A 23,162-nucleotide genomic window follows, 5' to 3' on the forward strand; every position below is an offset into this window, starting at 1 on the left:
TGCTCTCTTTCAGTAGAAGGCCGCCTTAAGCGACCCGACATATCCCATGAGGACCGAGGCAATTCCATGAAGTTTCGAAAGCTCACAGGTACCCACGCCGGACGGATCATACTCACCGCAGTGCCCGTGGCGGTGGTCGCCACCGTGTTGATGGCCGGCGTGGCCAACGGCGCCGTACCGGTGTCGTTCTCGGTGTCTGGCAGCCAGTTCCAGATCAGTGCCTCGTCTCTAGACGGCACCGGCTTCTCGCAGTACGCGGGAATCGCCCCGGACACGGCCGGCACCCAGCACCAGGTCGCCATCGCAAACATCAAATCCGCCACCCTGGCCGACCTGTGCCAGTCCGTGGTCACGAAGACTCCCCTCGGCACAGTGGGCATGCTCATCACGGCAGGCGGCGGCGGCAACCCGGCCAGCGCGACCGACCTGCAGATCGGTATGACCGACCTCAAGGGCGACTCGAGCTTCAGCAACATCCGCATTGGCGTCGACGCCTCCACGGTGAACACGGGCGCCAAGGGCTCCGCCGGCGACTTCGCGCAGGATGCCGACTCGATCACCATCAAAGGCCTGCAGCAGACGGCGTGGTCCACGCAGGCATCCGTGTTCACTCTGAACGGCATGCACGTTCAGGTCACGGACGGCACCAAGGGATGCTTCTGATGGACCGACTCGTCCGAGCCTGGCGCGCGTTCACCGTGTGGCGTCGCGCTCGCCCGTTCGTCGGCGGTGCGCTCACCGTGCTTGCCGGTGCCGAGCTGTTCTCCTCCGGGCAACTCGACATCGGCAACATCCACGTGCAACTGGGCATCGAGGGCTTCCAAGCGACACTCATCCCGGTGCTGATGGTTCTCCTCGGCGTACTGGCCGTGATGATGCCCGTGCATCGCGTCTTCTACGGCGTGATCGCCCTGGTCATCTCGGTGTACTCACTGGTCGGCGTCAATCTGGGCGGCTTCCTGATCGGGATGCTGCTCGGCGCCGTCGGCGGAGTGCTGGTTGTGTCCTGGATGCCGGCAGTCCAGCGCACGGTGAACGCGGCCGCCCCTTTAGCACCGCGCCGGTTCTGACCGGCGCGCCCATCCGACGGCGCCGTGCCGCGACCGCCACCATTTTCTGCGTCGCGGTGTGCGGAATCGGCGCGGCTCCGGTACCCACCGAGCCCGCCGCCGTGTGTATCCCGATCCTGATGTGGTGCGGACCCGGACCCACGCCCACGTCAAGCCCATCACCCAGCTCGATCGTCTCGGGTCCGATCGTCCCGGGTCCCATCGTCCCGGAGCCTGCCATCCCTGACCCGCTCGGCGGGCTGCCAACTTCCCCGATCCAGAGCCTGCCGTCGCCTCCGCCCGGAGCAGATCCGAATACGACCCCGCCGGTCGTTCCGGTACCGGATACCGCAGCCCCGACCTTCACGCTGCCTGCTGCTCAACTCGGCGGCTCCTCTCTGTCGATCACCGGACTGAAGTCCGTCACCGCCGTGACGGTGCCGCTGGCCGACGGTAACCGTGCTCCGGTGCTCAAGCTCGTCGCGGACGGTGTCACCATTGACGACTTCCTCCTGGACGTGCGCAAGGCCACCGGGCCGTCGCTGGTGACCACAGCCGACCGGATGGAGTTGCACGGCCACGTGCAGGTCTACCTGGATTCGGTCACGGCGACGCTGCCGGACGGCACACCACTCACCCTCGGCGCGGCTACCCCGCCTCCCGGCGATGAACTCCCATCTACGTTGCTGCGATTCAACATCGGCCTCGTCGGGGTCACCGCCGACTCGATCGTATTCGTCGCACCGCACCAGGACCTCAAAGAATAGAAATGTCGGAAAAACCTGGTCTCCGCAACGCTCCCTGTTGCCTCATGTCAATACCTCCGGGAGGGTTGGTTCGTTGCCTCAGATGAAAACCTCCGCGAGGGTTAGGCGTTCCAGGCCCGGTTGACTGCCGGTTTCGTGTCGGCGGGTTTCTTGGCCAGGGCGAGGGTTTCGAGTTGGCCGGTGAGGGCGAGGATCTGTCTGGACAGGGCCGCGGGTTTGATGCGTTTGAACTGCGCGTTCATCTGAATGATCGGCCGTTTGCGCATGTCCTCGCGGCCGAGGGCGCGTTGATGCGGGGTGGTCGCGGTGTCGTATCGCTTGGTCACTTTGGCACCGTTGCGTTGTTTGAACACGAGTTTCTGCTGGGGCAGGAGATAGTTCGTGAACACCCGGTCGAGTTCCCAGATCTCGTTGAGCACGGCGAGTTCGGCGGGGGTGTCGTAGCGTAGATAGCCGACGAGTTCACGCACATGGGTCCAGTTCTTCTGCTCGACGTGAGCGCCGTCATTGCTGTGGCTGGCCCGAGAGCGCGTGAAGGTGATCTTGTTGGCCACGCAGTAGTCGAACAGATGATTGTTGATGAACTCGGACCCGTTGTCGGAGTCAATGCCCAGGATCGGAACGGGAACACCCGACTGACGTGCATGAGCGCTTCGAACACCCACTTCTCGCCCTTGTTGCGCACCGACCGGTTCACCGTCCACCCGGTGGCGATGTCGGTGACGGTCAGGGTGAAACAGAACTCACCCGAGGCGTTGCCGCCGTCATGGCCGACCAGATCGATCTCCACGAACCCGGGGACCGCGTCGTCCCAATCGGCCCAGGTGCGGATCGGGATCTGCGACTTCAGCAGCGTCCCCGGCTTGGTATGCGACCGACCCCGGGCCAGCAGCCTCGCCCGCTCCGGCGCCAGCTTGCGGTCGATCGTGGCCGCGCTCATCCGCACCAACAAGGCCGCCTCGGCGTCGGTGAGGTCCAACTCGCCGTCGCGGCGCAACAGCGGCACCAGCACCGGCAGCATCGGCGCCAGGCGCTTGCCGGCCGGCGCCCGCAACACCGCCCAGCACCGCACCAGAGCGTTCGTGACTTCCGGCCCATACGTCGGCATGCGGCCCGCCCGCGGCTTCACGACCTTCAGGCTCAACGCGCTCCGCAATGCCGCCCGAGCATAGTCGCGATGCCACCCGGTCAACTCGACCAACTCGTTCAAGATCCGGGACTTACCGGCCCGATCCGCGCTGCGATACGCGAGCGCTTTCTTCTTCGTCACAGCCTGCCGCTACGTCATCGTCAGCTCCATAGAAACGGGCGTAACCCACACCCGTCAAACCGATTCCCGAGCCACGCCGAAGCGGAGGTTTTCAAATGAGGCAACGAATAGTGCTACGCGGAGGTTTCCTATGAGTCAACGCGCGCTCTTGACCGGTCGGTCAATCAATCCTAAAGTATGCATTAAGTGACGAACCGACTGATTGACAAGGAGGTTGGATTCTATGAAGAAATGGACACGGTGGCAGGACTGGGTCGCGGTCGCGGCCGGGCTCTATGCCGCGTTGTCGACACTGTGGACTACCCAGGCCGGAGCATCGACGGCGTTTATGGTCACGCTTGGAGTACTGCTGATCATTGCCGGACTGTGGAACCTTGCCATGCCACGCCTGGTCTACATGGAGTGGATTGAGGCGATTCTCGGGCTGGTGCTGTTCCTCGCCCCCTGGCTCGGCGCCTACGCCAACCAGACCGGCGCAGCAGCAACTTCCTGGATCTGCGGAATCATCGCGGTGATTGTCGGCCTTTGGGCCGCACTTCCCGCAACGCGAATGCACCGGGAAGTTCACCCCTAGGCGGGTAGTCTGGTGCGCTCGGGGCGGCAGCGCAGCTGCCGCCCCGAGTATTCTCTCCTCAAGTTCGTCCAGATGGGCGACACCTCACGACATGTTGAAAGAGCGGGTACGACCGGTGACGGACGAGACAGACGCGCGCGCACGGATCCTCGACGCAGCTGCGCAGTTGTTCGCGGAGCGAGGGTTCGATGCCACGCCTACGTCCGCCATCGCCGCTCAGGCAGCCGTGCCGAAAGGACTTCTCTTCTACTACTTCGCCACGAAGAAGAGCCTGCTCGCCGCGCTGATGGACGAACGCCTGAATGACGGAGTGATCGACGCCGCGCCGCTGATAGAGCACGGCAATCCGGTGGCTTCCCTGTTGAACTTCAGTGAGAAGTTCTTTCAAATACAAGCCGTCTCTGACGTGCTTCGGGTCATCCTCTGGCGCGAAGGACATACTCACGCCGTCGTGCGGCGGTCTCTGGACGCGCACCGCCATGCGTTGCACTCGACGATCGAGCAGGTTCTGCTCGGCAGTCTTCTGGCACCGGTCAGTCCGGCGCGGCTGCACGCCGCAGTACTCACCTGGGGCGCGATCGTTACCGGACACCCGCTCCACGAATCGAGCACTCAGGAGCCGAACACCCAGGAATCCAACACACACGAGTCGAACGCAGTCGGGCGGCGCAGCATTTACACGCTCAAGGACCTCGCTCCCCTGGCGGAGTTGCTCTGCGCGGGGCTGCTCGCGTGAACTGAACCGGCCCCGCCGCCGCGACAACGGCTATGTCGGTGGTGTGGTGTTGACTTCAGGGTATGGAACAGCTGTTCGATATCACGGTGGACGAGGCGACGATGCTCGCCCTCTGCATCCCCGTGCTCGATGGCGATTTCCCTGTAGATCGCAATGCGGCATATATTCCCGTGGACCCACAGGCGGATGTCTGGGAGCTCGCGTGGCACGCGGTACAGGCCGCTGAACTCGCAGCCCCTTCGCCTCAGCGATCCATCCGGACCAGAATCGACAACCTGGTCGCATTGCGACAGCGGATGTCGGCATTGCAGGTCGAAGAGATGCGCGAGCTGGCGGCCATCGCGAAGCTGAACCGGGAACAGGCCGAGCAGCGCCATCCCGACGACGACCCAGATTGGGGGAATTCGTTAGAAACCGCTCAGCGTTCCTTGGCAGCCGAACTCGCACTGGCCAACAAGGTCTCCGCCCGCACCATGGAAAACCGCCTGGGCGAGGCCGAAATGCTTGTCGACCTCTTCCCCACCACGCTGGAAACCCTCGCCACTGGCGAGATTGGTCTCGGGCACGCTCGCGTCATCATGGAACACGGCGCGCCCCTTGATGACGACAACCAACGGGCGAAGTACGAACACATCGTCTTGGAACGAGCCGTCAACGTCACCCCCGGCCGATTGACCAGAAAAGCGGAACTGACCGCGACACGATTGCGCGGTGGCACTTTCGACGAGCGCCATGACGCGGCGGCGGATGGCCGCAGTCTGCTCGGAAAGCGACTCAAAGACGGCATGTCGCTAATGACCTTCTACCTTCCGACGGTGTTGGCAGAGGCGATACGCGACCGGCTTACTCGTCAGGCAAAAGCCATTAGGAACGCCGGAGATCCGCGTACGTTGGACCAGATTCGCTGCGACCTGGCAGCCGAATTGCTCCTCACCGGCGAGCCGGCCGCCAATAAAGACTCACCGCACGGTGCTGCGATCGGAATCACCGCCGAGGTTTGCATCGTGATTCCCGCGCTGACGCTGCTGGGCAAGAGCGATGATCCAGCCACACTGAACGGCGGAAGCCCCATCGGCCTGGAAGATGCCAAGGCACTCGCCGCAGACGCTCCGGTCCTCGTGCGTATCCTCACCGACCCGGTCAGCGATCAGGTTCTCGCCGTGGACACGTACCGGCCGTCCAAGAAGCTCCGGCGCTTCCTGCGCTTGAGGGATGGCCGATGTCGATTCCCGATCTGCAACGCGCCGGCTCACCGGGCGGATATCGATCACACGATTCCCGCTGCCGCCGGTGGCCCCACGGAGGATGGAAACCTGGAATACCTCTGCCGCGGCGACCACATTCTTAAACATCACGGTGGGTGGAGTGTGCGACAAATCAGTCCCGGCGTCTTGGAGTGGACCAGCCCGCACGGCATCGTGGCCATCGACGAGCCTGATCCGCCCGTCGCCTTCGGTGGTGAGTTTTCTCCTTAGGCGGCCAGGTCCTTAGGCGGCCAGGCTCGTCAGATGGCGACGTTCGTGCCCGTGCGGTAATCCTACGCAGACCGACGAAGCGACTCTCTTTCCGGCGCGTGGACTACGATCGGCGCTCCTGCCTGGCGCAGCAAACCCGAGGTCACGCTGCCGAGCACGGCGGCCGGCAATGCAGCATGGCCCCGAGTTGCCATGACGACGAGGACGTCACGTCGACCTTCGAGGAAGTTCGAGATCGAGATCGCCGGGTCGCCATGCAGCACTTCCCAGTCCACCCCGACACCAAATTCCCGTTCAATCGCATGGGCATGCCACCGCACGTACGAATCCTCTAGAACGTCGTACGACGCGAGCATCGGATCAATGTACACGTTCGCTGGAAGCACCTGGACAACGACCACGTTGGCGCCCAGAGCGCGGGCCCAGGCTCCGGCCTCGGCCTGCGCGGTCTCCGAAAGACTGCTGCCGTCCAACGGCAGCAGCACGGTCTTGATCCGGATCGGGTCGTGCCGGTCGACTGGTGTACCGCCAGGTCGATAGACGAATACCGGGGCATGGCCGCTGCGCACGAGGTTGCGCGCGACGCTGCCCAGCATCACCGAGGGAACGCCGCCCCGTCCGTGTGATGTGATCGCCACCAGCGTGCCGGGAACACGGTTCGCTTCCTCGAGAATGTCTGCGGACACGTCGCCGCCGCTGGTGACCGTTCGGGTTTCTGCGCCGAGGCCTGCGGCCAATGCATCCAAATACCGCTGCACTTCGACCCTCTTCGCGTCCTTGTCGGCCACGCGCAGCAGCGTGAGCCGCGCCCCAGTGGCTCCCGCGACACCACGCGCGTAGGGGATGACCTCCTCGGAGAACTTCGAACCATCCACCGGTACCAAAATGCGGTCGTACATGACTGTCCCTTTCCTTGGCTCTTGCACAGGTTCAGTTAATCTCCGGTGCGCTTTGTCCAATAGGGCCATTAGTCCCTACTGAATTGGCGGCTTGGAACCAGACTGGATATCAGGCGACGATGCTCTTCCGCTTGAACTACGGAGGGGCCGGTCGCCGGCACTGATTGGAGTGAGGAAAATGCTCAACGACGACCCCATCACCGTGTTGGACCGAGACGGAGCATGGAAGTTCTTGCAGACCGGCACGATGGGGCGCCTCGCCGTGAGCGTCGGCGGCCGGCCGGGCATCTTTCCGGTCAATTACCATGCCGACGACACGTCAGTTCTATTCCGCACCGCTCCAGGCAGCAAGCTGCTCGAGGTCACCATCAACGCGACCGTGGCATTTGAAACGGATCGTTACGATACCGACGAGGGGTGGAGTGTCGTCGTCACCGGCACAGCGAGCGTTCTGGACAAGCAGGCCGAGATCTTCGCCGCCGAGGCCCTTCCGCTGCACTCCTGGGTTCCGACGCTCAAACCGGTCTTCGTTCGTATCACGCCAATCGAGGTGAGCGGGAGACAGTTCCGCTTTGGGCCTGAGCCCGACCCCGAGTCGTACTGACACGCAAAGGAATGCTGATTATGACCATCACACAACCGTTGAAAGACGAGCACGCCGAGCTTGTGCCGCACATTGCGGCGCTTGCCGCGGCCGGCGATGCAGTGAACCGTGTCGACATCGCCGAACTTCGCGCGATCGTCGACGATTCCTACTCCTTCCTTCACGACGAACTCATCCCCCACGCGCATGCTGAGGAGGCGGCGCTGTACCCGGTGGTGCAGCGAGTCCTCGGTGCGCCGGAGGTCACCGCAACCATGGCCCGTGACCACGTGGAAGTGGGTGCGCTGACCGCGGAGTTGGCGTCACTGCGCCAGCAACTGCAGGTTCGCACGGCACTTGATGACGACCTAGCCAACGGTCTGAGGCGAGTTCTCTACGGACTGCACCACCTCGTGAAGCTGCATTTCGCGAAAGAGGAGGAGGTCTATCTTCCGATCCTCGAGGCTCGCCTCACGGAGTCAGAGGCTCAGAAGATGTTCCACGACATGCATGCCGCGTCGCACCACCACTGACAAGCACGCCACGAGAAGCAAGCTGGGTTACACTCCGCGTACGGGAACCATCGTCGGGTGGTCGAGCTGAGGAGACGCGCGTGGCCGAAGATGCGAACTCATACAATCTGGCACTCGCAGAGCGCGTCTCGGTTTCGCAAAGCCGCCTGAACTCGCTTCTTCGAGCCAACCAAGCGGTGGTCGAGCATCTCGACCTTGCGATCGTGCTCCGGCGCATCGTTGAAACGGCGGTAGAACTCGTCGGCGCCCAATACGGCGCCCTCGGTGTGCTTTCGCCCGACGGCAGCCTTGAGCAGCTTCTCCAGGTGGGGATGACACCGGCGGAAGTTTCCGCCATCGGCCATCTGCCGCGCGGGCAGGGTCTCGTCGGCGCGCTCACGGACGATCGGCGCCCCATCCGCCTGCGTCATTTGACCGATGATCCACGATCGGTCGGCATGCCGGCCGGACACCCCGAAATGGACAGCTTTCTGGGAGTGCCCATACAGGTGCGCGGCACATCGTACGGCAACTTGTACCTGACGAATCAGGCGTCGGGCGAGTTCAGCGGCGAAGACGAAGAGCTTGTTATCGCCTTAGCGGCCACCGCCGGGTTCGCGATCGACAACGCCAGGCTTTTCGCAGAAACGCAACGACGGCAAGCCTGGGCCATGGCATCGGCGGAGGTAACCGCAGCCCTGCTCTCCACCGAGGAGGCCAATCCGCTCGCGCTCCTCGCCTCCCGTACCCTCACGTTGTCCGGAGCCGATCTCGTCTGCGTTGTGCGGAGCAGTCCGGACACGGAGCACCTGGTCATCGAGACCGCATGCGGTGACGGCGAGGACACCCTGGAAGGCGCGGTGTTCGAGGCCGCGGGATCCATTGCGGCGAGCGTGATGGCCGGTCGGCAGCCGCGTCTCATCGGCGACGCGGATGCTGCGGAATTGCCCACCACGCCAGAGCGCAAAGCCGGGCCGACGATGGCAATACCGCTCGTCGCGGCTGGGCACCCAAATGGCGCCCTCATCGTCTCACGAGCCACGGGACGCGGTCGGTTCACCGCCGTGGACGTGGAAATGGCCGCCGACTTCGCGGGACGAGTCAGCGTGGCCTTCCAGCTCGCCAAGGCGCGCGATGACCAACAGCGGATGCTGTTGCTGGAGGATCGTGGTCGCATCGCGCGCGATCTGCACGACAATGTGATCCAGCAGCTCTTCGCGACAGGTCTCGACTTGCAAAGCGTTGTCGGGCTGTTGGCCCCCGGTGCCCTCTCCGAGCGGGTCAGTCAGTCGGTCGATGCGCTGGACGCCGCGATCGCCCAGATCCGGACGGCGATTTTCGCTCTGTCCAGCGAACGGGGCGGTCGCCATACGGCCGCCCGCCATCGAATCATCGATGTGGTGAACGAACTAGTGAGAGCCCTTCCGCGCACGCCGCAGCTCGAGTTCGCCGGACCAGTAGATCTCGTCGTCACCGGCGCGCTCGCGGACGACGTGGTCGCCGTGGTGCGCGAAGGGTTGACCAACGTGATCAAGCATGCTTCCGCGCAGCAGGTATCCGTGGCGGTCACCGTGGCCGATGGGCGGATCACCGTCGAGGTGATCGACGACGGTGTCGGAATAGCGCCCACCGAGAACCCCAGCGGCCTGGATAACCTCCGCGATCGCGCGTTCGCGCATGGCGGCTCGTTCCGGGCAACGGCGGAAGCGGTCGGAACGCACCTCAGCTGGTCCGTTCCGTATGCGGACACGCCGCAAAGGGATCGGCCATGACCACCACGATCAAGGTGTTCGTCGTCGATGACCACGAGCTCGTGCGCCGGGGTATCGTGACCCTGCTGGAGGCGGAGCAGGACATCGACGTTGTCGGCGAGGCCGGGACCGCGGCTCAGGCGCGCGCCCGGATCGCTGCCACCAGACCCGATGTCGCCGTTCTGGACATGCGATTGCCCGACGGCAACGGCATCGATGTCTGCCGGGACATCCGCTCGGATTCCCCGGCGATGCACTGCATCATCCTCACGGCTTACGACGACGACGCGGCCATCAGCGCCGCCGTCTTGGCCGGCGCATCCGACTACGTGCTGAAGGGCGTACGAGGAACCGTTCTGCTCGAAAAGGTGCGGGCGGTGGCTTCGGGTGGCTTCCTCCTGGATTCCGCTCTCAGCCAACGGGTCGTCGAGCGGATGCGCGAGGAACACCAGCACGACGCGCGGCTGGAGGCGCTCACCACACGCGAAAGCGAAGTCCTCGCGCTCATTGCGGAGGGAATGACAAACCGGCAGATCGGCGAAACGCTGGAGTTGGCGGAGAAGACGGTGAAAAACTACGTCTCGAGCCTGCTGAGCAAGTTGGGACTGCAACGGCGCACGCAGGCCGCCGTTCTGCGGGTGGAAGCGAGGCCGCCGGGCCACCAGTAACCGGGGACTTTTGGCACTGTGTAACACACGCTCAACCGAGTTGACTCCATGTCGGGACATCATCCGCCTCGACTGAGAACTGTGAGGTCAATCATGAAGGCGCTCGTTTACAAAGGGCCAGGGCAAAAGAGTTGGGAAGAGGTTCCAGACCCCACCATCCAACATCCCACGGATGTCATCGTGAAGATGGCCGCGACCACTATCTGTGGTACCGACCTGCACATCCTGAAAGGTGACGTTCCGGAGGTAGCTGTCGGCCGCGTGCTTGGCCACGAGGGGATCGGAGTGATCTCCGAGGTCGGGTCCGGCGTGACCCAACTCCACGTCGGCGATCGAGTCATTCTGGCGTGTGTCAGTTCGTGCGGCCGGTGCTCGAATTGCCGCACCGGACTCTACAGCCACTGCCTGGATCCCGAGGGCGTCAGCGGAATCGGCTGGATTTTCGGCTACATGATCAACGGGACCCAAGCACAGTACGTGCGCGTGCCGTTCGCCGAGAATTCCGTGTATCGCGTACCAGATGGCGTATCCGACTCCGAAGGCATCGTGCTGTCGGACATTCTGCCCACCGGTTTCGAGATCGGCGTTCAATACGGTCACGTCAAGCCGGGCGATGTCGTGGCGGTGATCGGTTCTGGGCCCGTCGGCCTTGCCGCAGTAATGACGGCCTCGCTGTATGGCCCATCCAAGATCATTGCCGTCGACTTGGACGACGCACGCCTGGCGCGGGCGGCCGATTTCGGTGCCACGAACACCGTCAACTCCGGGGCGGCGGACTGGAAGGAACAAGTTCTGGCGCTGACCGACGGTGCCGGAGTGGATGTGGCTATCGAAGCGGTCGGCGTTCCGCAGACCTTCACCATGGCCACCGAAATCATCCGCCCTGGCGGCACCGTCGCGAATATCGGCGTGCACGGCAAACCAGTCGAATTGCCGCTCAACGAACTGTGGATCAAGAACATCGACATTTCAATGGGTTTAGTGAACACGAACACGCTCGGGATGCTGTTGAAGCTGGTTGCTGAGCACAAACTGCCTGCGGAGAAGTTCGTCACTCACGAGTTCGGCTTCGACCAGATCCTCGAGGCTTATGACGTGTTTGGAAATGCGCCTACCCACGACGCATTGAAGGTACTCATTCGCTGAGCCAGCTTCTGGCCGGCGATGACAGCGCGGACGCGTTCTGTCGAGAGGTGCCGAGGGAACACAGGAAAGGAACGGAAAGGTGCACGCGATCGTCGTCTATGAGTCCATGTATGGCAATACCCGCCATGTTGCAGAGGCGATCGGGCGCGGCCTTGACGTCTCCGGCACGGTGCGAGTGGTGCCGATCTCGATGGCCGGGGAGATCGAACCGTCGGATTACGATCTCATCGTGGTTGGTGGCCCAACCCACGTGCACGGAATGAGCCGGGAGTCCACTCGCCAGGCCGCCGAGGAGGCCGCGATGGCCTCTGACGGAAACCTAGCCATGGAACCGGATTCTACGAGTGAAGGAGTTCGGGAGTGGTTGGGTTCGCGCTCCGGGATGACAGGACGCGCCGCAGCGTTCGATACACGGCTGGATGCAGTCCCGCTGCTGACCGGTCGTGCCTCGAAGGGCATTGCGAAGCTGCTGCGGTCCGGCGGTTTCACCCTGGTCGCCGAACCGGAGAGCTTCCTCGTCGACAAAGACACCCGTCTACTGGAAGGGGAGGAGGAACGGGCGCAGGCCTGGGGCGAATCGCTTGCCGCCAAAGTGAGCGGATAAGTCAGTTTTCCGCCAGGTCAGCGAGAGTCTGCCGGTCGTACCAGCACGCTGTCGCGGTGGCGGGAGTGATCAGAAGCAATTCCAGCCCGTCGAGGTGGCGCAACGGCACCAGGCCAGAACCACCCGCAGTCAGGATGTCCAAAGCGTGCCTCAGAAAGATGGTGGCCATGTCGGCCTCGGCGAGGAAAACAGTTCCCGCACAATGCACGGCGATAAGGCGTTTGCCGGTGAGTAGCAGCATGGCAGTGCGGTGCCCGGCGTCAGATCTGGTCAACATGGTGTGGGGGCACCTTTCAGGGGGAACTTTGGCGCGTGAATGATGTCAGTCTCCACAACAACCCGCACGTCGGATAGGGCCCTAAGTCCTACCGAGCAAAGTGTGCAGACCTACACTGACTGCATGACCGAGACCATCCGAAAGATTGAGATGCTTCGCGACCTGCACGAGCTTCTCGACCAGCAGCGCAACCGGGCAGATGACAGTGTGCACGAATGACGATGGGCGCGATTCTGGATGGCGTTCGGGTCGTCTCTCTCGCCGTCAACCTGCCAGGACCTCTCGCCGCGGCTCGCTTGGCTGGGCTTGGCGCCATGGTGACCAAGATCGAGCCACCGGATGGTGATCCGCTCGCGCACGCATCGCCCCGCTGGTACGAGGAGCTCACATCCGGCCAGCGAGTTCTGGTGCTCAATCTGAAAGATCCCGAGGATCGCGCACGGCTGGATGACGAATTGGGCCGCTGCGATCTGCTGATAACTGCGATACGCCCTTCAGCCCTGGCCCGGCTCGGACTCGCGGACCTTGAACAGTCCCATGCCGGACTCTCACACGTGGAGATCATTGGCTACGACGGAGCCTTGGACGAGGTGGTCGGTCACGACCTGAATTACCAGGCTGCGCACGGCACGCTCCAACCTCCGTTTCTGCCGACGGTGCCGGTCGCCGACGTGGTGGGTGCGGAACGAGTGGTCTCCGCCGCGGTGTTGCTCCTGTTTGCCAGGCAGCATCCGGGCTACCCGAGGCACCTGCGCGTCGTCCTCGATGAGGCGGCACGGGATGCGGGTGCCGCGCTCAGGAACGGACTGACCGGTCCCGGCGCCGTGCTGGGCGGTGGATTCGCCCCCTACGGGATCTACGAGACCTCCGACGGTTATGTCGCCGTGGCGGCCATCGAAGCGCACTTCGCCGAGCGGATGCGCGAAGCGGTGGGCGTGGAACTGAGCCACGCAGCACTGAAGCGGGCATTCGCGGCCCAGCCCACCGAGTATTGGGCGGCACTGGCCGGCCGGTGGGACATTCCGCTGACCCCGGTCGTGTCGGGCTGAGCTCGGCGAGGTGCGTCACGCCACCGGCGGATAGCCTTCCGGACGACAAGTGCCGCCGCGGACAGCTATTTTGTCCGGAAAGCTATCGCTCGGCATCGATTGCGGTAACCTCAGTCCCCTGAATCTGCTGCACTACCTCCTGAGCGTTGTCGTCTGGTGAAAGTGCGATCTGCAGTTGGTCGCCCTCCAAAGCCTGCATCACCACGACGGCACCCCGTATCTCGTCGCCGATCTTGATGACCAAGCGCGCCGCTTGTCCGGCTTGGGCGGCTTTCTTCGTCAGAGAGTGGAGGACCGCCGCCCCATCGTGGGTCAACGTCACGTCAACGGCATGCTGTCCCCCGCCTTCGGCGGCAGCGGCATCTGTAACGCCGACTCGTTGATATGCGGCTGGGAGCGCCACATTCTGACCATTGACCGAGACGCACTGCGGGTCCGACGCCTCAATGCACGTCTCAGATACCGCCAGCTCGATCGCTCCTTCGGTAGACGATGCGGCCTCGCTGGCTCCTCCAGGGGCGGAACACGCGCTGAGCGTCAACAGAACGGGTACAGCCAGGCAGAACCACCACTTCCGAGAAGTCATGAATCTCTCTCTGTTGACCGATGCTGACAAAGCTTCCGCTTTCAAGCTAGCGCGAGTATGAGAAGCAACGCGAACCTTTCTTGGCCTTCGGGGACTGTCCCGACCCGAACGCGTCACATATGATCCAGAAAAAGGAGCCCGGATGCCTCGCCTGACGTCGTTCGCGCTGGCTGCGCTACTGCTGGTTCTCTTGCTGGGGTCGGTGTTCTTGCCCGTGCGGGTTCCCGCACAGGGAGAACTGACCGTCTTGGGGGTTCTGGCTGTGATCGCCACAGCAATTCTTCCGGCCTCTCCGGCACCGCGCCGCCCGCGGGTACGAAAGATCTGACCATGTCACCCGTGCGACGCTTCGATCACGTCGGTATCACCGTTGCTGACCTTGACAAAGCAACAGCGTTCTTCGTCAGTCTGGGTCTCGAGGTCGAGGGCCGGATGTTCATGGAGGGCGAATTCGTGGACACCGTCATCGGCATCGCCGACTCCCGCAGCGAGATCGTCATGCTCAGGCCGACGGACGGCGGCGCCGGGGTCGAGTTGTCAAGCTTCGTGCGACCCGACCACGAGCCGGGGTCACCGGCTGCGATGTCCACCGAACTGGGACTGCGCAATGTGGCGTTCGAGGTGGACGACTTGCAAACAGCCGTCGAACAGCTGGCCGCGGACGGCTACGGCCTGGTTGGCGGGGTCGGTCAATACGAGCACGTCTGGCGCATGGCCTACGTGCGCGGACCGGAAGGAATCATCGTGTCGCTGGCAGAACGGATCGGTTAACTCCAGCCGCAGGCGAACCCCGCCAGTTGACCCTATCTGTTCGGGCGGCCGGCCCTCGGCCGACGGAGTCCGAGTACCACCAGGATTACGCCGACGACCGCAACGGTCAGCCCGATGTAGAGCCACATCCGGTTACCGGTCATGAAACTTCCCGGGATCAGATTCATTCCCTGCCCGGCGAATACCCCGCCGATGATCACAGCGATCCCACCCACGACGATCATGGCGATGCGCCCGACACTGCTGTTCATGATGGCCAACTTACCTAATCTGACTCGATTGGAACTGCCGGGACCAAGTGCGGAAGCCCGTCAGCTGTGCTCGGTTGGGTCTGAACCTCGACAACCTCGGGCGACCGACTCCAGATGATCTCGGTAATCTTGCCACCACGTTTGGTCCCCGGCAGGCATGTTGTCGTAGCCGTCCCGGTGTCCGACGCTGCCGTCGACCAATTCGCGCACGATGTCCGCATGACCGGCATGCCGGTGCGTCTCGGCGGTCACGTGAACCAGGATGCGGCTGAGGCTGACCGGGTTGCTCGCTGTCCGCCACCACGGCACGTGACCGAGCGCATCAAGGGGTAGCAAGCCAATTGTCGCGTCGGCATGCGCCCACACCCGACGATACAGGCCGACGATCGCGTCGCGGGACTGATCTGGCCGCGCCCACATGTCCTCATTCGGCTCGGCATCCGGCGAAAGCCATGGCAGATCCTCGGCGAAAGGCCGGTCGAAGACCACGCCAAAATATTCTGCTTCGACCCCTGCAAGATGCTTGACCAGCCCGAGAAGGTTCGTACCGGTGGGAGTCAACGGGCGGCGCACGTCGTACTCAGACAGGTTCGCGAGCTTCCACACAATTGCGTCACGACCCTCCTGCAAATACCGGCACAGATCCGCTTTTACATCGTCGTTCATGTGCACTAGCTTGATGCCGCTAACGGGTGGAGGCAAACCGAAACCTCAACGAGGAGACAGTGGGCCCTACCGGGTTCGAACCGATGACATCCACGGTGTAAACGTGGCGCTCTACCAACTGAGCTAAAGGCCCGCACACGCAAGTTGCGGCATCCAACATGCTAACCGACGATGACCGCGACCGCCGTCAGCTGGTCCCTCCCCGGCGAAAGCGCACCGTGACGATTTGGAACGGGCGCAGCGCGACCGTCACCCCGTCGCCGCGGTCGAGGAGGTTCGACGTCGCCACGGCCCGCTCCAACAGGTCGGTCTCGATAGCGCTGTCGTAGCCGAACCCGGCGGCGACCTGCGCTGTGGCATGCGACCCGAACGCCTCATAGAGGCGCACAATCACATCACCGCTGCGATCCTCCGCCAGTTTCACCGCTTCGATCACGACGGCCGGAGTGCCGACCCTGAACAACGGCGCGACGGCGGCGGCGCCGGTGGTCTGGCGCACCGGCAGGTTGAGACGATAGCCCTCCGCGATCGCATCCGGGATGTCGGCACCCGCCCGCACCGACACCGCCATGGTGTGCACTCCCTGGTCGGCCGACGGATCCGGGTAGCGCGGCGCGCGTAGCAGCGAAAGTCGCACGGTGGTCGTGGTGCCGCCCTGCGGCCGGGTCGTTCGCGCAATGTCATGTCCGTAGGTGCAGTCGTTGGCGACCGCAACGCCGTAACCGGCCTCCCCAACGTGCACCCAGCGGTGGGCGACGGTCTCGAACCGAGCCTGATCCCACGACGTGTTGGCATGGGTGGGCCGGAACACGTGCCCGAACTGGATCTCCGACGCGGCCCGGTCGGCATGGATGTCCAGGGGAAACGCCAACTTCAGCAACTTCTGCTTCTCGTGCCACTCCACACGCGTGACGATGTCCACCGCCGTGGAACCGGCGCTGAGGCCGACCTCCTGCACGACCAAGGAGGAGCCGAACGAGCGGGTGACGCGGACGGTCGCCCGTCCGGTGGTGTCCTCGGCGATCATCACGCTGTCAGCGTCGACCAGGTCGGTCCTGGCGTGCGCGTATTGCTCATCGATGTTCCACGCATCCCAGGTGGTGGGCACGTCGCGGAAGAGTTGCAGGAGGTTTGCGGCCTCCCCCGGCGGCACGATCTCGCGGTCGGTCACCAGATCGCGGATCGACGTGATCAGCCCGCGCCCGTCGACCGCGACGCGAACGAACTCGTTCTCGAGCCGGAAGCCACCCTCGGATCCGGTCACCGTAACTCCGTCCCGAGCAACCGCCACTGAACCGGCGAGCGCCGGTACCCCGTCGAGCGGATACGGGCCGGCGTTGAATGCGAGTGCGGTGTCGCCGTCGCCGGCGAGGCGGCGCAGCGATCGGGCAATCACTTCTTCCAACGTCTCGGCCACCGCCGCGTAGGCGCTCTCGGCCTCACGGTGCACCCACGCGATCGAGGTACCGGGCAGGATGTCGTGGAACTGATTGAGCAGCACAGTGCGCCACGCAGCGCTCAGCGCCTGGTAAGGGTAGGCATCCAACCCCCGCACCGCCGCCGTTGTCGCCCACAGTTCGGCCTCCCGCAACAGCGCCTCACTGCGCCGGTTGCCACGCTTGGTGGCGGCCTGCGAGGTGTAACTGCCGCGATGGAACTCGAGATACAACTCCCCGGACCACACCGGCGGATGCTCGTATTCCCGCTGCGCCGCCTCGAAGAACTGAGCCGGAGTGGACAGTTCCACCGTCGGCGATCCCTCCAGGTTCTCTGCGCGTACCGCGGCGGCAATCATCTCGCGCGTCGGCCCACCGCCGCCGTCGCCCCAGCCGAATGGCACCAGGGACGAGTTCGCGCGGCCCTTCTCCGCATAGTGGCGTTCGGCGCGCGCGAGTTCCGCGGCGCTCAGTTCGGCAGCGTAGGTGTCCACCGGCGGGAAGTGGGTGAACACGCGGGTGCCGTCGATGCCCTCCCACAGGAAGGTATGGTGCGGGAACCGGTTCGTCTCGTTCCAGGAGAGTTTCTGGGTGAGGAACCAGCGTGCTCCGGTGCCCGCGATGATCTGCGGCAGCGCCGCCGAATAGCCGAACGAATCCGGCAGCCACACCTCGGGCGGTTCGATGCCGAATTCTTCGCGAAAGAACTTGCGTCCCTCGACGAACTGCCGCACCAGTGCCTCGCCGCCGGGCAGGTTGGTGTCCGCCTCCACCCACATCCCGCCAACCGGCACGAACGTTCCGGCCGCCACCTGTTGCTTCACCCGCGCGAACAGTTGCGGATAGAACTCCTTCAGCCACTGGTATTGCTGTGCGGAGGACGCCGCAAACACGAAGCCTGGGGTGTCCTGGATCAGCTCCAGCACGTTGGAGAAGGTGCGCGCCACCTTCCGAACGGTTTCGCGCACCGGCCAGAGCCATGCCGAATCGATGTGCGCATGCCCGACCGCGTACAGATGATGTGCACTCGCGCTGGCCGGTCTCGACAGCACCTCCGCCAGCAGATCCCGGCCCAGCGGCGCGGTGCCGGCGACATCGTCCGGATCCATCGCATCCATCGCCCGCTCCAGCGCGACCAGGATCTCCGCCCGCCGCGGCAGCTGCTCGGCGAGCTCGCCGGCCAATCCGGTCAACGTGCGGAAGTCCTGCACCAGCTCCCACACCGGTACGTCGAGCAGCGCAAGCTCACACCGGCGTAGCTGATACAACGGCGCCGTTCCGGCCGTGTCACGCTCCCCCAACAGGGTCGAGCTGAAGTCGAAGTGCCCGGCCACGTTCGGATTGGATGCCGCCTCGACGTAGAACTGGACCGCGCCGCCGGCCGGAGTCCGGAGCGGGACCCGCTGATTGCGCGGTTCGATCGCCTTCAAGATCGTGCCGTCCTCGGTGTAGACGAGCCCCTCGGCTTGAAAGCCGGGGTAGCCGTCGGTGAAGCCGAGGTCGACGACCAATTGGATGCTGGTGCGGGGCTGCTCCCAGTGCAGCGGGATGTTGCCGGCCGCGTGGAACCAGACGGTACCCCAGGGTTGCCCCCACTTCTGCCCCACCTCGAACGGCTCGAAACGCTCCCTCGTCGCCTCGACGAAGGATACCGGCTCGCCCGGCACGGTGAAGACGGTCAGTGCCAGCGGCGCACGCTCACGGTAGAGAGCGGATGTGAGCCGTTCGGCCACGAAGCGCCGTGCCCGCGCCAGGACCGGCGTGCTGTTCCCATGCATCCGCTCGCCTCCTCCTTGCACTGCCTCGACTCTGCGCTGCCCACGCAGACGAGGCAAGATTACGTTCTGATTGGCCCATCATGCCCCGTAAACAATTCTGTCCAGTGCACCAACTAGGATTGGTGCGCCCTGAGGAATCGGCCTCCCGGCCGCATCCTGGCGCCACGACGCCGCCAGGCAGTCTTTCCCGCGAACCAGAACGAGGTGAAGAGTGACGGTCAACGATCAGGACCCCTATTCGATGCGGCCTGCGGACACGGATCCCGAAGAAACCGCCGAATGGCAGGAATCGCTGGACGCGCTCGTGGCGGCCCAGGGCCGCGGCCGTGGCCGCGAGATCATGCTGAGCCTGCTCAAACGCTCCAAAGAACTGCAACTGGGCGTGCCCATGGTGCCCACCACCGACTACATCAACACCATCCCCCCGGAGAACGAACCCGACTTTCCCGGCGATGAGGAGATCGAGCGACGCTACCGCGCCTGGCTACGGTGGAACGCCGCCGTCATGGTGCACCGGGCACAACGTCCTGGCATCGGCGTCGGCGGTCACATCTCCACCTACGCCGGCTCGGCCACCCTCTACGAGGTGGGCAACAACCACTTCTTCCACGGACAAGACCACCCAGGCGGCGGCGACCAGATCTTCTACCAGGGTCATGCCTCCCCGGGAATGTACGCGCGGGCCTTCCTCGAAGGCCGGCTCAGCGCGGACCAGCTCGACGGCTTCCGGCAGGAGAAGTCACACCCCAGCGGAGGGCTGCCCTCCTACCCGCATCCACATCTCATGCCGGACTTCTGGCAGTTCCCCACCGTGTCGATGGGCCTCGGCCCGCTGAACGCGATTTACCAGGCACAGTCCAACCGTTACCTGACCAACCGCGGCATCAAGGACGCGTCCGAGAGTCACGTCTGGGCGTTTCTCGGTGACGGCGAAATGGACGAGGTCGAGAGCCGCGGCGCGCTGCAGTGGGCCGCGAACGACAACCTCGACAATCTCACCTTCGTGATCAACTGCAACCTGCAACGCCTGGACGGCCCGGTGCGCGGAAATGGCAAGATCATCCAGGAGTTGGAGAGCTTCTTTCGCGGCGCCGGCTGGAATGTAATCAAGGTGATTTGGGGTCGCGAGTGGGACACCCTGCTCGCCCGCGACACTGACGGTGCCCTGGTCAACCTGATGAACGTGACCCCCGACGGCGACTACCAGACCTACAAGGCGGAGAACGGCGCCTACGTGCGCGAGAACTTCTTTGGCCGCGACCCCCGCACGCTCGAACTGGTCAAGGACTACACCGACGACCAGCTCTGGGCACTCAAACGCGGCGGCCACGACTACCGCAAGGTCTACGCGGCGTTCAAGGCCGCCGTCGAGCACAAAGGTCAACCCACGGTCATCCTCACCAAGACCGTCAAGGGTTACGGCCTCGGTCCGTCGTTCGAGGGCCGCAACGCGACCCATCAGATGAAGAAGCTCACCCTCGACAACCTCAAGCAGTTCCGCGACGCGATGCACATCCCCATCACGGATGCGGTGCTCGAGGCCGACCCGTACCGGCCACCGTTCTACCACCCGGGTGAGAACGACCCGGCCATCCAATATCTGCAGGAACGCCGCCGGGCGCTCGGCGGTTACCTGCCAGAGCGTCGAACCAAGTACACGCAGGTTGCGCTGCCTGAGGATGCCGCCTACGAGGTGGTGAAACGCGGCAGCGGCAAGCAGGAGGTCGCCACCACAATGGCATTCGCCCGGCTGCTCAAAGACCTGCTGCGCACGAAGGAGTTCGGCAACCGGATCGTGCCGATCATCCCCGACGAGGCGCGCACGTTCGGCATGGACGCCTACTTCCCCACCGCCAAGATCTACAACCCGAACGGGCAGCACTACACCTCGGTGGACCGCGAACTGCTGCTGGCCTACCAGGAGAGCGTGCAGGGACAGATTCTGCACGTGGGCATCAACGAGGCCGGCGCATTCGCCGCGTTCATCGCCGCCGGCACGTCCTACTCGACGCACGGCGAGCCGCTGATCCCGGTCTACATCTTCTACTCGATGTTCGGCTTCCAACGCACCGGGGACGACATGTGGGCCGCCGCCGACCAGATGGCCCGCGGGTTCATCATCGGTGCGACCGCCGGGCGCACCACCCTCACCGGTGAGGGCCTCCAGCACGCCGACGGACAGTCGCCGCTGCTGGCCTCCACCAACCCGTCGGTAGTCACGTACGATCCCGCCTACGGATTCGAGCTGGGGCACATCGTGCGAGCCGGCCTGGAGCGAATGTACGGCGGCACGCATCCGCACCCCGACGTGATGTACTACCTCACCGTCTATAACGAGCCGATGCCGCAACCGGCTGAACCGGACGGCCTGGATGTCGACGGACTGCTCAAGGGCATCTATCTGCTGCGGAGCGCCTCCCTTCAAGAGACAGCGACCGCGCGCATCCCCAAGGCGCAACTGCTCGCCTCCGGCGTGGCGGTGCCGTGGGCGCTCGAGGCGCAGCGCCTGCTCGCGGACGATTGGGGCGTGGCCGCGGATGTCTGGTCGGTGACCTCGTGGACCGAACTGCGTCGTGAGGGTCTCGCGGTCAATGAACACAACTTTCTGCATCCGGACGAACCGCCTCAGGTGCCCTACCTGACCAGCCTGCTCCGCGACGTGCAGGGGCCCTTCGTGGCGGTCACCGATTACATGCACGCGGTGCCCGACCAGATCCGGCAGTTCGTTCCCGGCGACTACGCCACGCTGGGAGCCGACGATTTCGGCTTCTCGGACACTCGGGCGGCTGCCCGCCGATACTTCCACATCGACGCGCCGTCTCTCGTGGTGCGTACCTTGGAAGCGCTCGTGGCGCGCGGCGAGGTCGATTCGCAACTGCCCCAGCACGCCATCGACAAGTACTCGCTCGGTGAGATCAAGCCCGAAGACAACCACGCCGAAGACATCAACTCCGGAGACACCAACGCCGCACCGACCGGCTCCACCGGCGGTGAGAGCTGAGCGGCACTCCGCCCCACGAACTATGCCCGAAAAATCAAAAGAACAGACGCTAGCCTGGCTGAAGACCGTCTCCGGGGAGCTGGCCACGGCCACCCTCAAGCGACTCGACGACACCCTCCCCTGGTACGGGGAAATGCCGCCGGGCCGAAGGTCCTCAGTCGGACTGGTCGCCCAGGCCGGCATCACCTCGTTCATCCACTGGTTCGACGACCCGTCATCCACGCCCTGGATCGCCGCCGACGTATTCGGGGCCGCGCCGCGCGAACTGCTACGTTCGGTGAGCTTGACCCAGACCCTGCAACTCATCAAGGTGACGGTGGAGGTCGTCGAAGACCGCGTGAAAGGCCGCGGCAACGCACTGCGGGAGGCCATCCTGCTCTATTCGCGGGAGATTGCCTTCGCCGCGGCGGATGTCTACGCCCGCGCCGCCGAGGCGCGCGGGTTGTGGGACGCGCGCCTGGAGGCGCTCGTGGTCGACTCCATTCTCAGCGGAGAATACGACGATGAACTGCCCAGCCGGATTGCCGCGCTCGGCTGGCACGGCCACGGCGAGGTCTCGGTTCTGGTGGGCACCGCGCCCAAGATGCTCGACGTCGACATGCTGCGGCGCACCGCCCGGCACCTCGACTCGGATGTGCTGATCGGCGTGCAGGGCAACCGGCTTGTGCTCGTGATCGGCCGTGCGCATCCGACCGCAAGCGATCCCAGCGAAGAGGAGGGCACCGTGTTGCTGCCGTTCCTCGACATCGCCAAGGCGCTCGAACCGGGCTTCGGCGATGGTCACCTGGTGCTCGGCCACGAAGTGGCCAGCCTCGTGGACGCGTCCAAGAGCGCCAAGGCGGCCCTCGCCGGGTTCGCCGTCGCCCGCTCCTGGCGCAACGCGCCGCGTCCCACCCTCGCCGACGACCTGCTGCCCGAGCGCGCCCTCGCCGGCGACCCGCTGGCCCGAGCCACGCTCATCACCCGGATCTATCGCCCGCTGCAGGCTCACTCCACCGACCTGCTCTCCACGCTGTGGTGCTACCTGGACAACGGCCGCTCCCTCGAGGCGACCGCCCGCGAGCTGTTCGTGCACCCGAATACCGTGCGGTACCGGCTGAAACGAGTGTCCGAGGTGATCGGCTGGGATGCCACCGGCGCGCGCGAGTCGCTGATCCTGCAGGCGGCGCTCATCATCGGCTCGATCGCCGAACCGGATCCGGCCTCCCGCAAACGCTGACCCGCCCCGGTGGTCGAGCTCCCGGTGGTCGAGCTTGTCGAGACCCCTGCCGGTCGACTCCCGCCGTGAACGTCTACTGTGCGACCCGCACAAA

25 protein-coding genes and 1 tRNA gene are annotated in these 23,162 nt (G+C 64.5%); 18 read left to right on the plus strand and 8 right to left on the minus strand.

Going from position 1 to position 23,162, the window contains the following annotated elements; all coding sequences use genetic code 11:
* Window positions 1-66 precede the first annotated feature (66 nt).
* The 3 genes from ABFX56_RS01280 to ABFX56_RS01290 are packed head-to-tail and all read left to right on the plus strand — an operon-like array spanning window position 67 to window position 1,816.
* A complete protein-coding gene (locus ABFX56_RS01280; protein ID WP_346231467.1) occupies window positions 67-663 on the plus strand; it encodes a DUF6230 family protein in 597 nt (198 codons plus the stop codon).
* The gene (locus tag ABFX56_RS01285; protein WP_346231468.1) at window positions 663-1,070 is read left to right on the plus strand and encodes a DUF6114 domain-containing protein; all 408 of its coding nucleotides are present in this window, start codon (window positions 663-665) and stop codon (window positions 1,068-1,070) included. The genes ABFX56_RS01280 and ABFX56_RS01285 overlap by 1 nt, the downstream gene beginning before the upstream one ends.
* A gap of 56 nt (window positions 1,071-1,126) precedes the next feature.
* Window positions 1,127-1,816, plus strand: coding sequence for a RodZ family helix-turn-helix domain-containing protein (locus ABFX56_RS01290; protein ID WP_346231469.1), 690 nt, complete (start codon window positions 1,127-1,129; stop codon window positions 1,814-1,816).
* Between the two features lie 101 nt (window positions 1,817-1,917).
* On the opposite strand, the gene ABFX56_RS01295 is transcribed toward ABFX56_RS01290, so the two are convergent.
* Window positions 1,918-2,481: a hypothetical protein gene (locus ABFX56_RS01295; RefSeq protein WP_346231470.1), complete on the minus strand. Its 564-nt coding sequence runs from the start codon at window positions 2,479-2,481 to the stop codon at window positions 1,918-1,920.
* On the opposite strand from ABFX56_RS01295, the gene ABFX56_RS01300 reads away from it, so the two are divergent.
* The 4 genes from ABFX56_RS01300 to ABFX56_RS01315 all read left to right on the plus strand — a co-directional run bounded on the left by ABFX56_RS01300 (window position 2,461) and on the right by ABFX56_RS01315 (window position 5,871).
* The gene (locus ABFX56_RS01300) at window positions 2,461-2,988 is read left to right on the plus strand and encodes a hypothetical protein (protein WP_346231471.1); all 528 of its coding nucleotides are present in this window, start codon (window positions 2,461-2,463) and stop codon (window positions 2,986-2,988) included. The two genes, ABFX56_RS01295 and ABFX56_RS01300, sit on opposite strands and share 21 nt — an antisense overlap.
* Before the next feature lie 321 nt (window positions 2,989-3,309).
* Complete coding sequence (locus ABFX56_RS01305; protein WP_346231472.1) at window positions 3,310-3,660, plus strand: SPW repeat protein; 351 nt, start codon at window positions 3,310-3,312, stop codon at window positions 3,658-3,660.
* Window positions 3,661-3,775: 115 nt separating this feature from the next.
* Window positions 3,776-4,396: a TetR/AcrR family transcriptional regulator gene (locus tag ABFX56_RS01310; protein WP_346231473.1), complete on the plus strand. Its 621-nt coding sequence runs from the start codon at window positions 3,776-3,778 to the stop codon at window positions 4,394-4,396.
* A 62-nt stretch (window positions 4,397-4,458) separates the two neighbouring features.
* Window positions 4,459-5,871: an HNH endonuclease signature motif containing protein gene (locus tag ABFX56_RS01315; protein ID WP_346231474.1), complete on the plus strand. Its 1,413-nt coding sequence runs from the start codon at window positions 4,459-4,461 to the stop codon at window positions 5,869-5,871.
* A 62-nt stretch (window positions 5,872-5,933) separates the two neighbouring features.
* Here the strand turns inward: ABFX56_RS01315 and ABFX56_RS01320 are convergent, their stop codons facing one another.
* On the minus strand, window positions 5,934-6,770 hold the full coding sequence (locus tag ABFX56_RS01320) for a universal stress protein (RefSeq protein WP_346231475.1): 837 nt from the start codon (window positions 6,768-6,770) through the stop codon (window positions 5,934-5,936).
* 178 nt (window positions 6,771-6,948) lie between these two features.
* Between ABFX56_RS01320 and ABFX56_RS01325 the strand changes: the two genes are divergently transcribed.
* The 6 genes from ABFX56_RS01325 to ABFX56_RS01350 all read left to right on the plus strand — a co-directional run bounded on the left by ABFX56_RS01325 (window position 6,949) and on the right by ABFX56_RS01350 (window position 12,034).
* Window positions 6,949-7,374, plus strand: a complete 426-nt coding sequence (locus ABFX56_RS01325; protein ID WP_346231476.1) for a pyridoxamine 5'-phosphate oxidase family protein — start codon at window positions 6,949-6,951, stop codon at window positions 7,372-7,374.
* Window positions 7,375-7,394: 20 nt separating this feature from the next.
* Window positions 7,395-7,886: a hemerythrin domain-containing protein gene (locus tag ABFX56_RS01330; protein ID WP_346231477.1), complete on the plus strand. Its 492-nt coding sequence runs from the start codon at window positions 7,395-7,397 to the stop codon at window positions 7,884-7,886.
* Window positions 7,887-7,966: 80 nt separating this feature from the next.
* Window positions 7,967-9,637: a sensor histidine kinase gene (locus ABFX56_RS01335; protein ID WP_346231478.1), complete on the plus strand. Its 1,671-nt coding sequence runs from the start codon at window positions 7,967-7,969 to the stop codon at window positions 9,635-9,637.
* The gene (locus ABFX56_RS01340) at window positions 9,634-10,284 is read left to right on the plus strand and encodes a response regulator (protein ID WP_346231479.1); all 651 of its coding nucleotides are present in this window, start codon (window positions 9,634-9,636) and stop codon (window positions 10,282-10,284) included. The genes ABFX56_RS01335 and ABFX56_RS01340 overlap by 4 nt, the downstream gene beginning before the upstream one ends.
* Before the next feature lie 93 nt (window positions 10,285-10,377).
* Window positions 10,378-11,430, plus strand: coding sequence for a zinc-dependent alcohol dehydrogenase family protein (locus tag ABFX56_RS01345; protein ID WP_346231480.1), 1,053 nt, complete (start codon window positions 10,378-10,380; stop codon window positions 11,428-11,430).
* Between the two features lie 79 nt (window positions 11,431-11,509).
* Window positions 11,510-12,034 carry a flavodoxin family protein gene (locus ABFX56_RS01350; protein WP_346231481.1) on the plus strand — a complete coding sequence of 175 codons (525 nt, stop codon included), beginning with the start codon at window positions 11,510-11,512 and terminating at the stop codon, window positions 12,032-12,034.
* Between the two features lies 1 nt (window position 12,035).
* Here ABFX56_RS01350 and ABFX56_RS01355 read toward each other — a convergent pair whose 3' ends face one another.
* On the minus strand, window positions 12,036-12,311 hold the full coding sequence (locus tag ABFX56_RS01355; protein ID WP_346231482.1) for a hypothetical protein: 276 nt from the start codon (window positions 12,309-12,311) through the stop codon (window positions 12,036-12,038).
* 215 nt (window positions 12,312-12,526) lie between these two features.
* On the opposite strand from ABFX56_RS01355, the gene ABFX56_RS01360 reads away from it, so the two are divergent.
* Window positions 12,527-13,360, plus strand: coding sequence for a CoA transferase (locus ABFX56_RS01360; protein ID WP_346231483.1), 834 nt, complete (start codon window positions 12,527-12,529; stop codon window positions 13,358-13,360).
* 82 nt (window positions 13,361-13,442) lie between these two features.
* Here the strand turns inward: ABFX56_RS01360 and ABFX56_RS01365 are convergent, their stop codons facing one another.
* Window positions 13,443-13,946: a hypothetical protein gene (locus ABFX56_RS01365; protein ID WP_346231484.1), complete on the minus strand. Its 504-nt coding sequence runs from the start codon at window positions 13,944-13,946 to the stop codon at window positions 13,443-13,445.
* Between the two features lie 142 nt (window positions 13,947-14,088).
* Here ABFX56_RS01365 and ABFX56_RS01370 point away from each other — a divergent pair, with 142 nt between their 5' ends.
* Together ABFX56_RS01370 and ABFX56_RS01375 are read left to right on the plus strand one after the other, a co-directional pair.
* Window positions 14,089-14,274: a hypothetical protein gene (locus tag ABFX56_RS01370; RefSeq protein WP_346231485.1), complete on the plus strand. Its 186-nt coding sequence runs from the start codon at window positions 14,089-14,091 to the stop codon at window positions 14,272-14,274.
* A gap of 2 nt (window positions 14,275-14,276) precedes the next feature.
* The gene (locus ABFX56_RS01375; RefSeq protein ID WP_346231486.1) at window positions 14,277-14,717 is read left to right on the plus strand and encodes a VOC family protein; all 441 of its coding nucleotides are present in this window, start codon (window positions 14,277-14,279) and stop codon (window positions 14,715-14,717) included.
* Window positions 14,718-14,749: 32 nt separating this feature from the next.
* Here ABFX56_RS01375 and ABFX56_RS01380 read toward each other — a convergent pair whose 3' ends face one another.
* From ABFX56_RS01380 to ABFX56_RS01395, 4 genes are all read right to left on the minus strand, one after another.
* Window positions 14,750-14,968 (minus strand): hypothetical protein, encoded by a 219-nt coding sequence (locus ABFX56_RS01380; protein WP_346231487.1) that lies wholly within the window; start codon window positions 14,966-14,968, stop codon window positions 14,750-14,752.
* Window positions 14,969-15,028: 60 nt separating this feature from the next.
* The gene (locus ABFX56_RS01385) at window positions 15,029-15,634 is read right to left on the minus strand and encodes a DinB family protein (RefSeq protein ID WP_346231488.1); all 606 of its coding nucleotides are present in this window, start codon (window positions 15,632-15,634) and stop codon (window positions 15,029-15,031) included.
* 60 nt (window positions 15,635-15,694) lie between these two features.
* Window positions 15,695-15,767 (minus strand) — tRNA-Val (locus tag ABFX56_RS01390).
* 54 nt (window positions 15,768-15,821) lie between these two features.
* A complete protein-coding gene (locus ABFX56_RS01395; RefSeq protein WP_346231489.1) occupies window positions 15,822-18,848 on the minus strand; it encodes an alpha-mannosidase in 3,027 nt (1,008 codons plus the stop codon).
* Window positions 18,849-19,059: 211 nt separating this feature from the next.
* Between ABFX56_RS01395 and aceE the strand changes: the two genes are divergently transcribed.
* Window positions 19,060-21,849 (plus strand): pyruvate dehydrogenase (acetyl-transferring), homodimeric type, encoded by a 2,790-nt coding sequence (aceE, locus tag ABFX56_RS01400; RefSeq protein WP_346231490.1) that lies wholly within the window; start codon window positions 19,060-19,062, stop codon window positions 21,847-21,849.
* A 22-nt stretch (window positions 21,850-21,871) separates the two neighbouring features.
* Window positions 21,872-23,068, plus strand: a complete 1,197-nt coding sequence (locus tag ABFX56_RS01405; protein WP_346231491.1) for a PucR family transcriptional regulator — start codon at window positions 21,872-21,874, stop codon at window positions 23,066-23,068.
* Window positions 23,069-23,162: the final 94 nt, after the last annotated feature.

The sequence above is a fragment of the Parafrigoribacterium mesophilum genome (assembly GCF_039652555.1).
Classification (GTDB): domain Bacteria; phylum Actinomycetota; class Actinomycetes; order Actinomycetales; family Microbacteriaceae; genus Parafrigoribacterium; species Parafrigoribacterium mesophilum.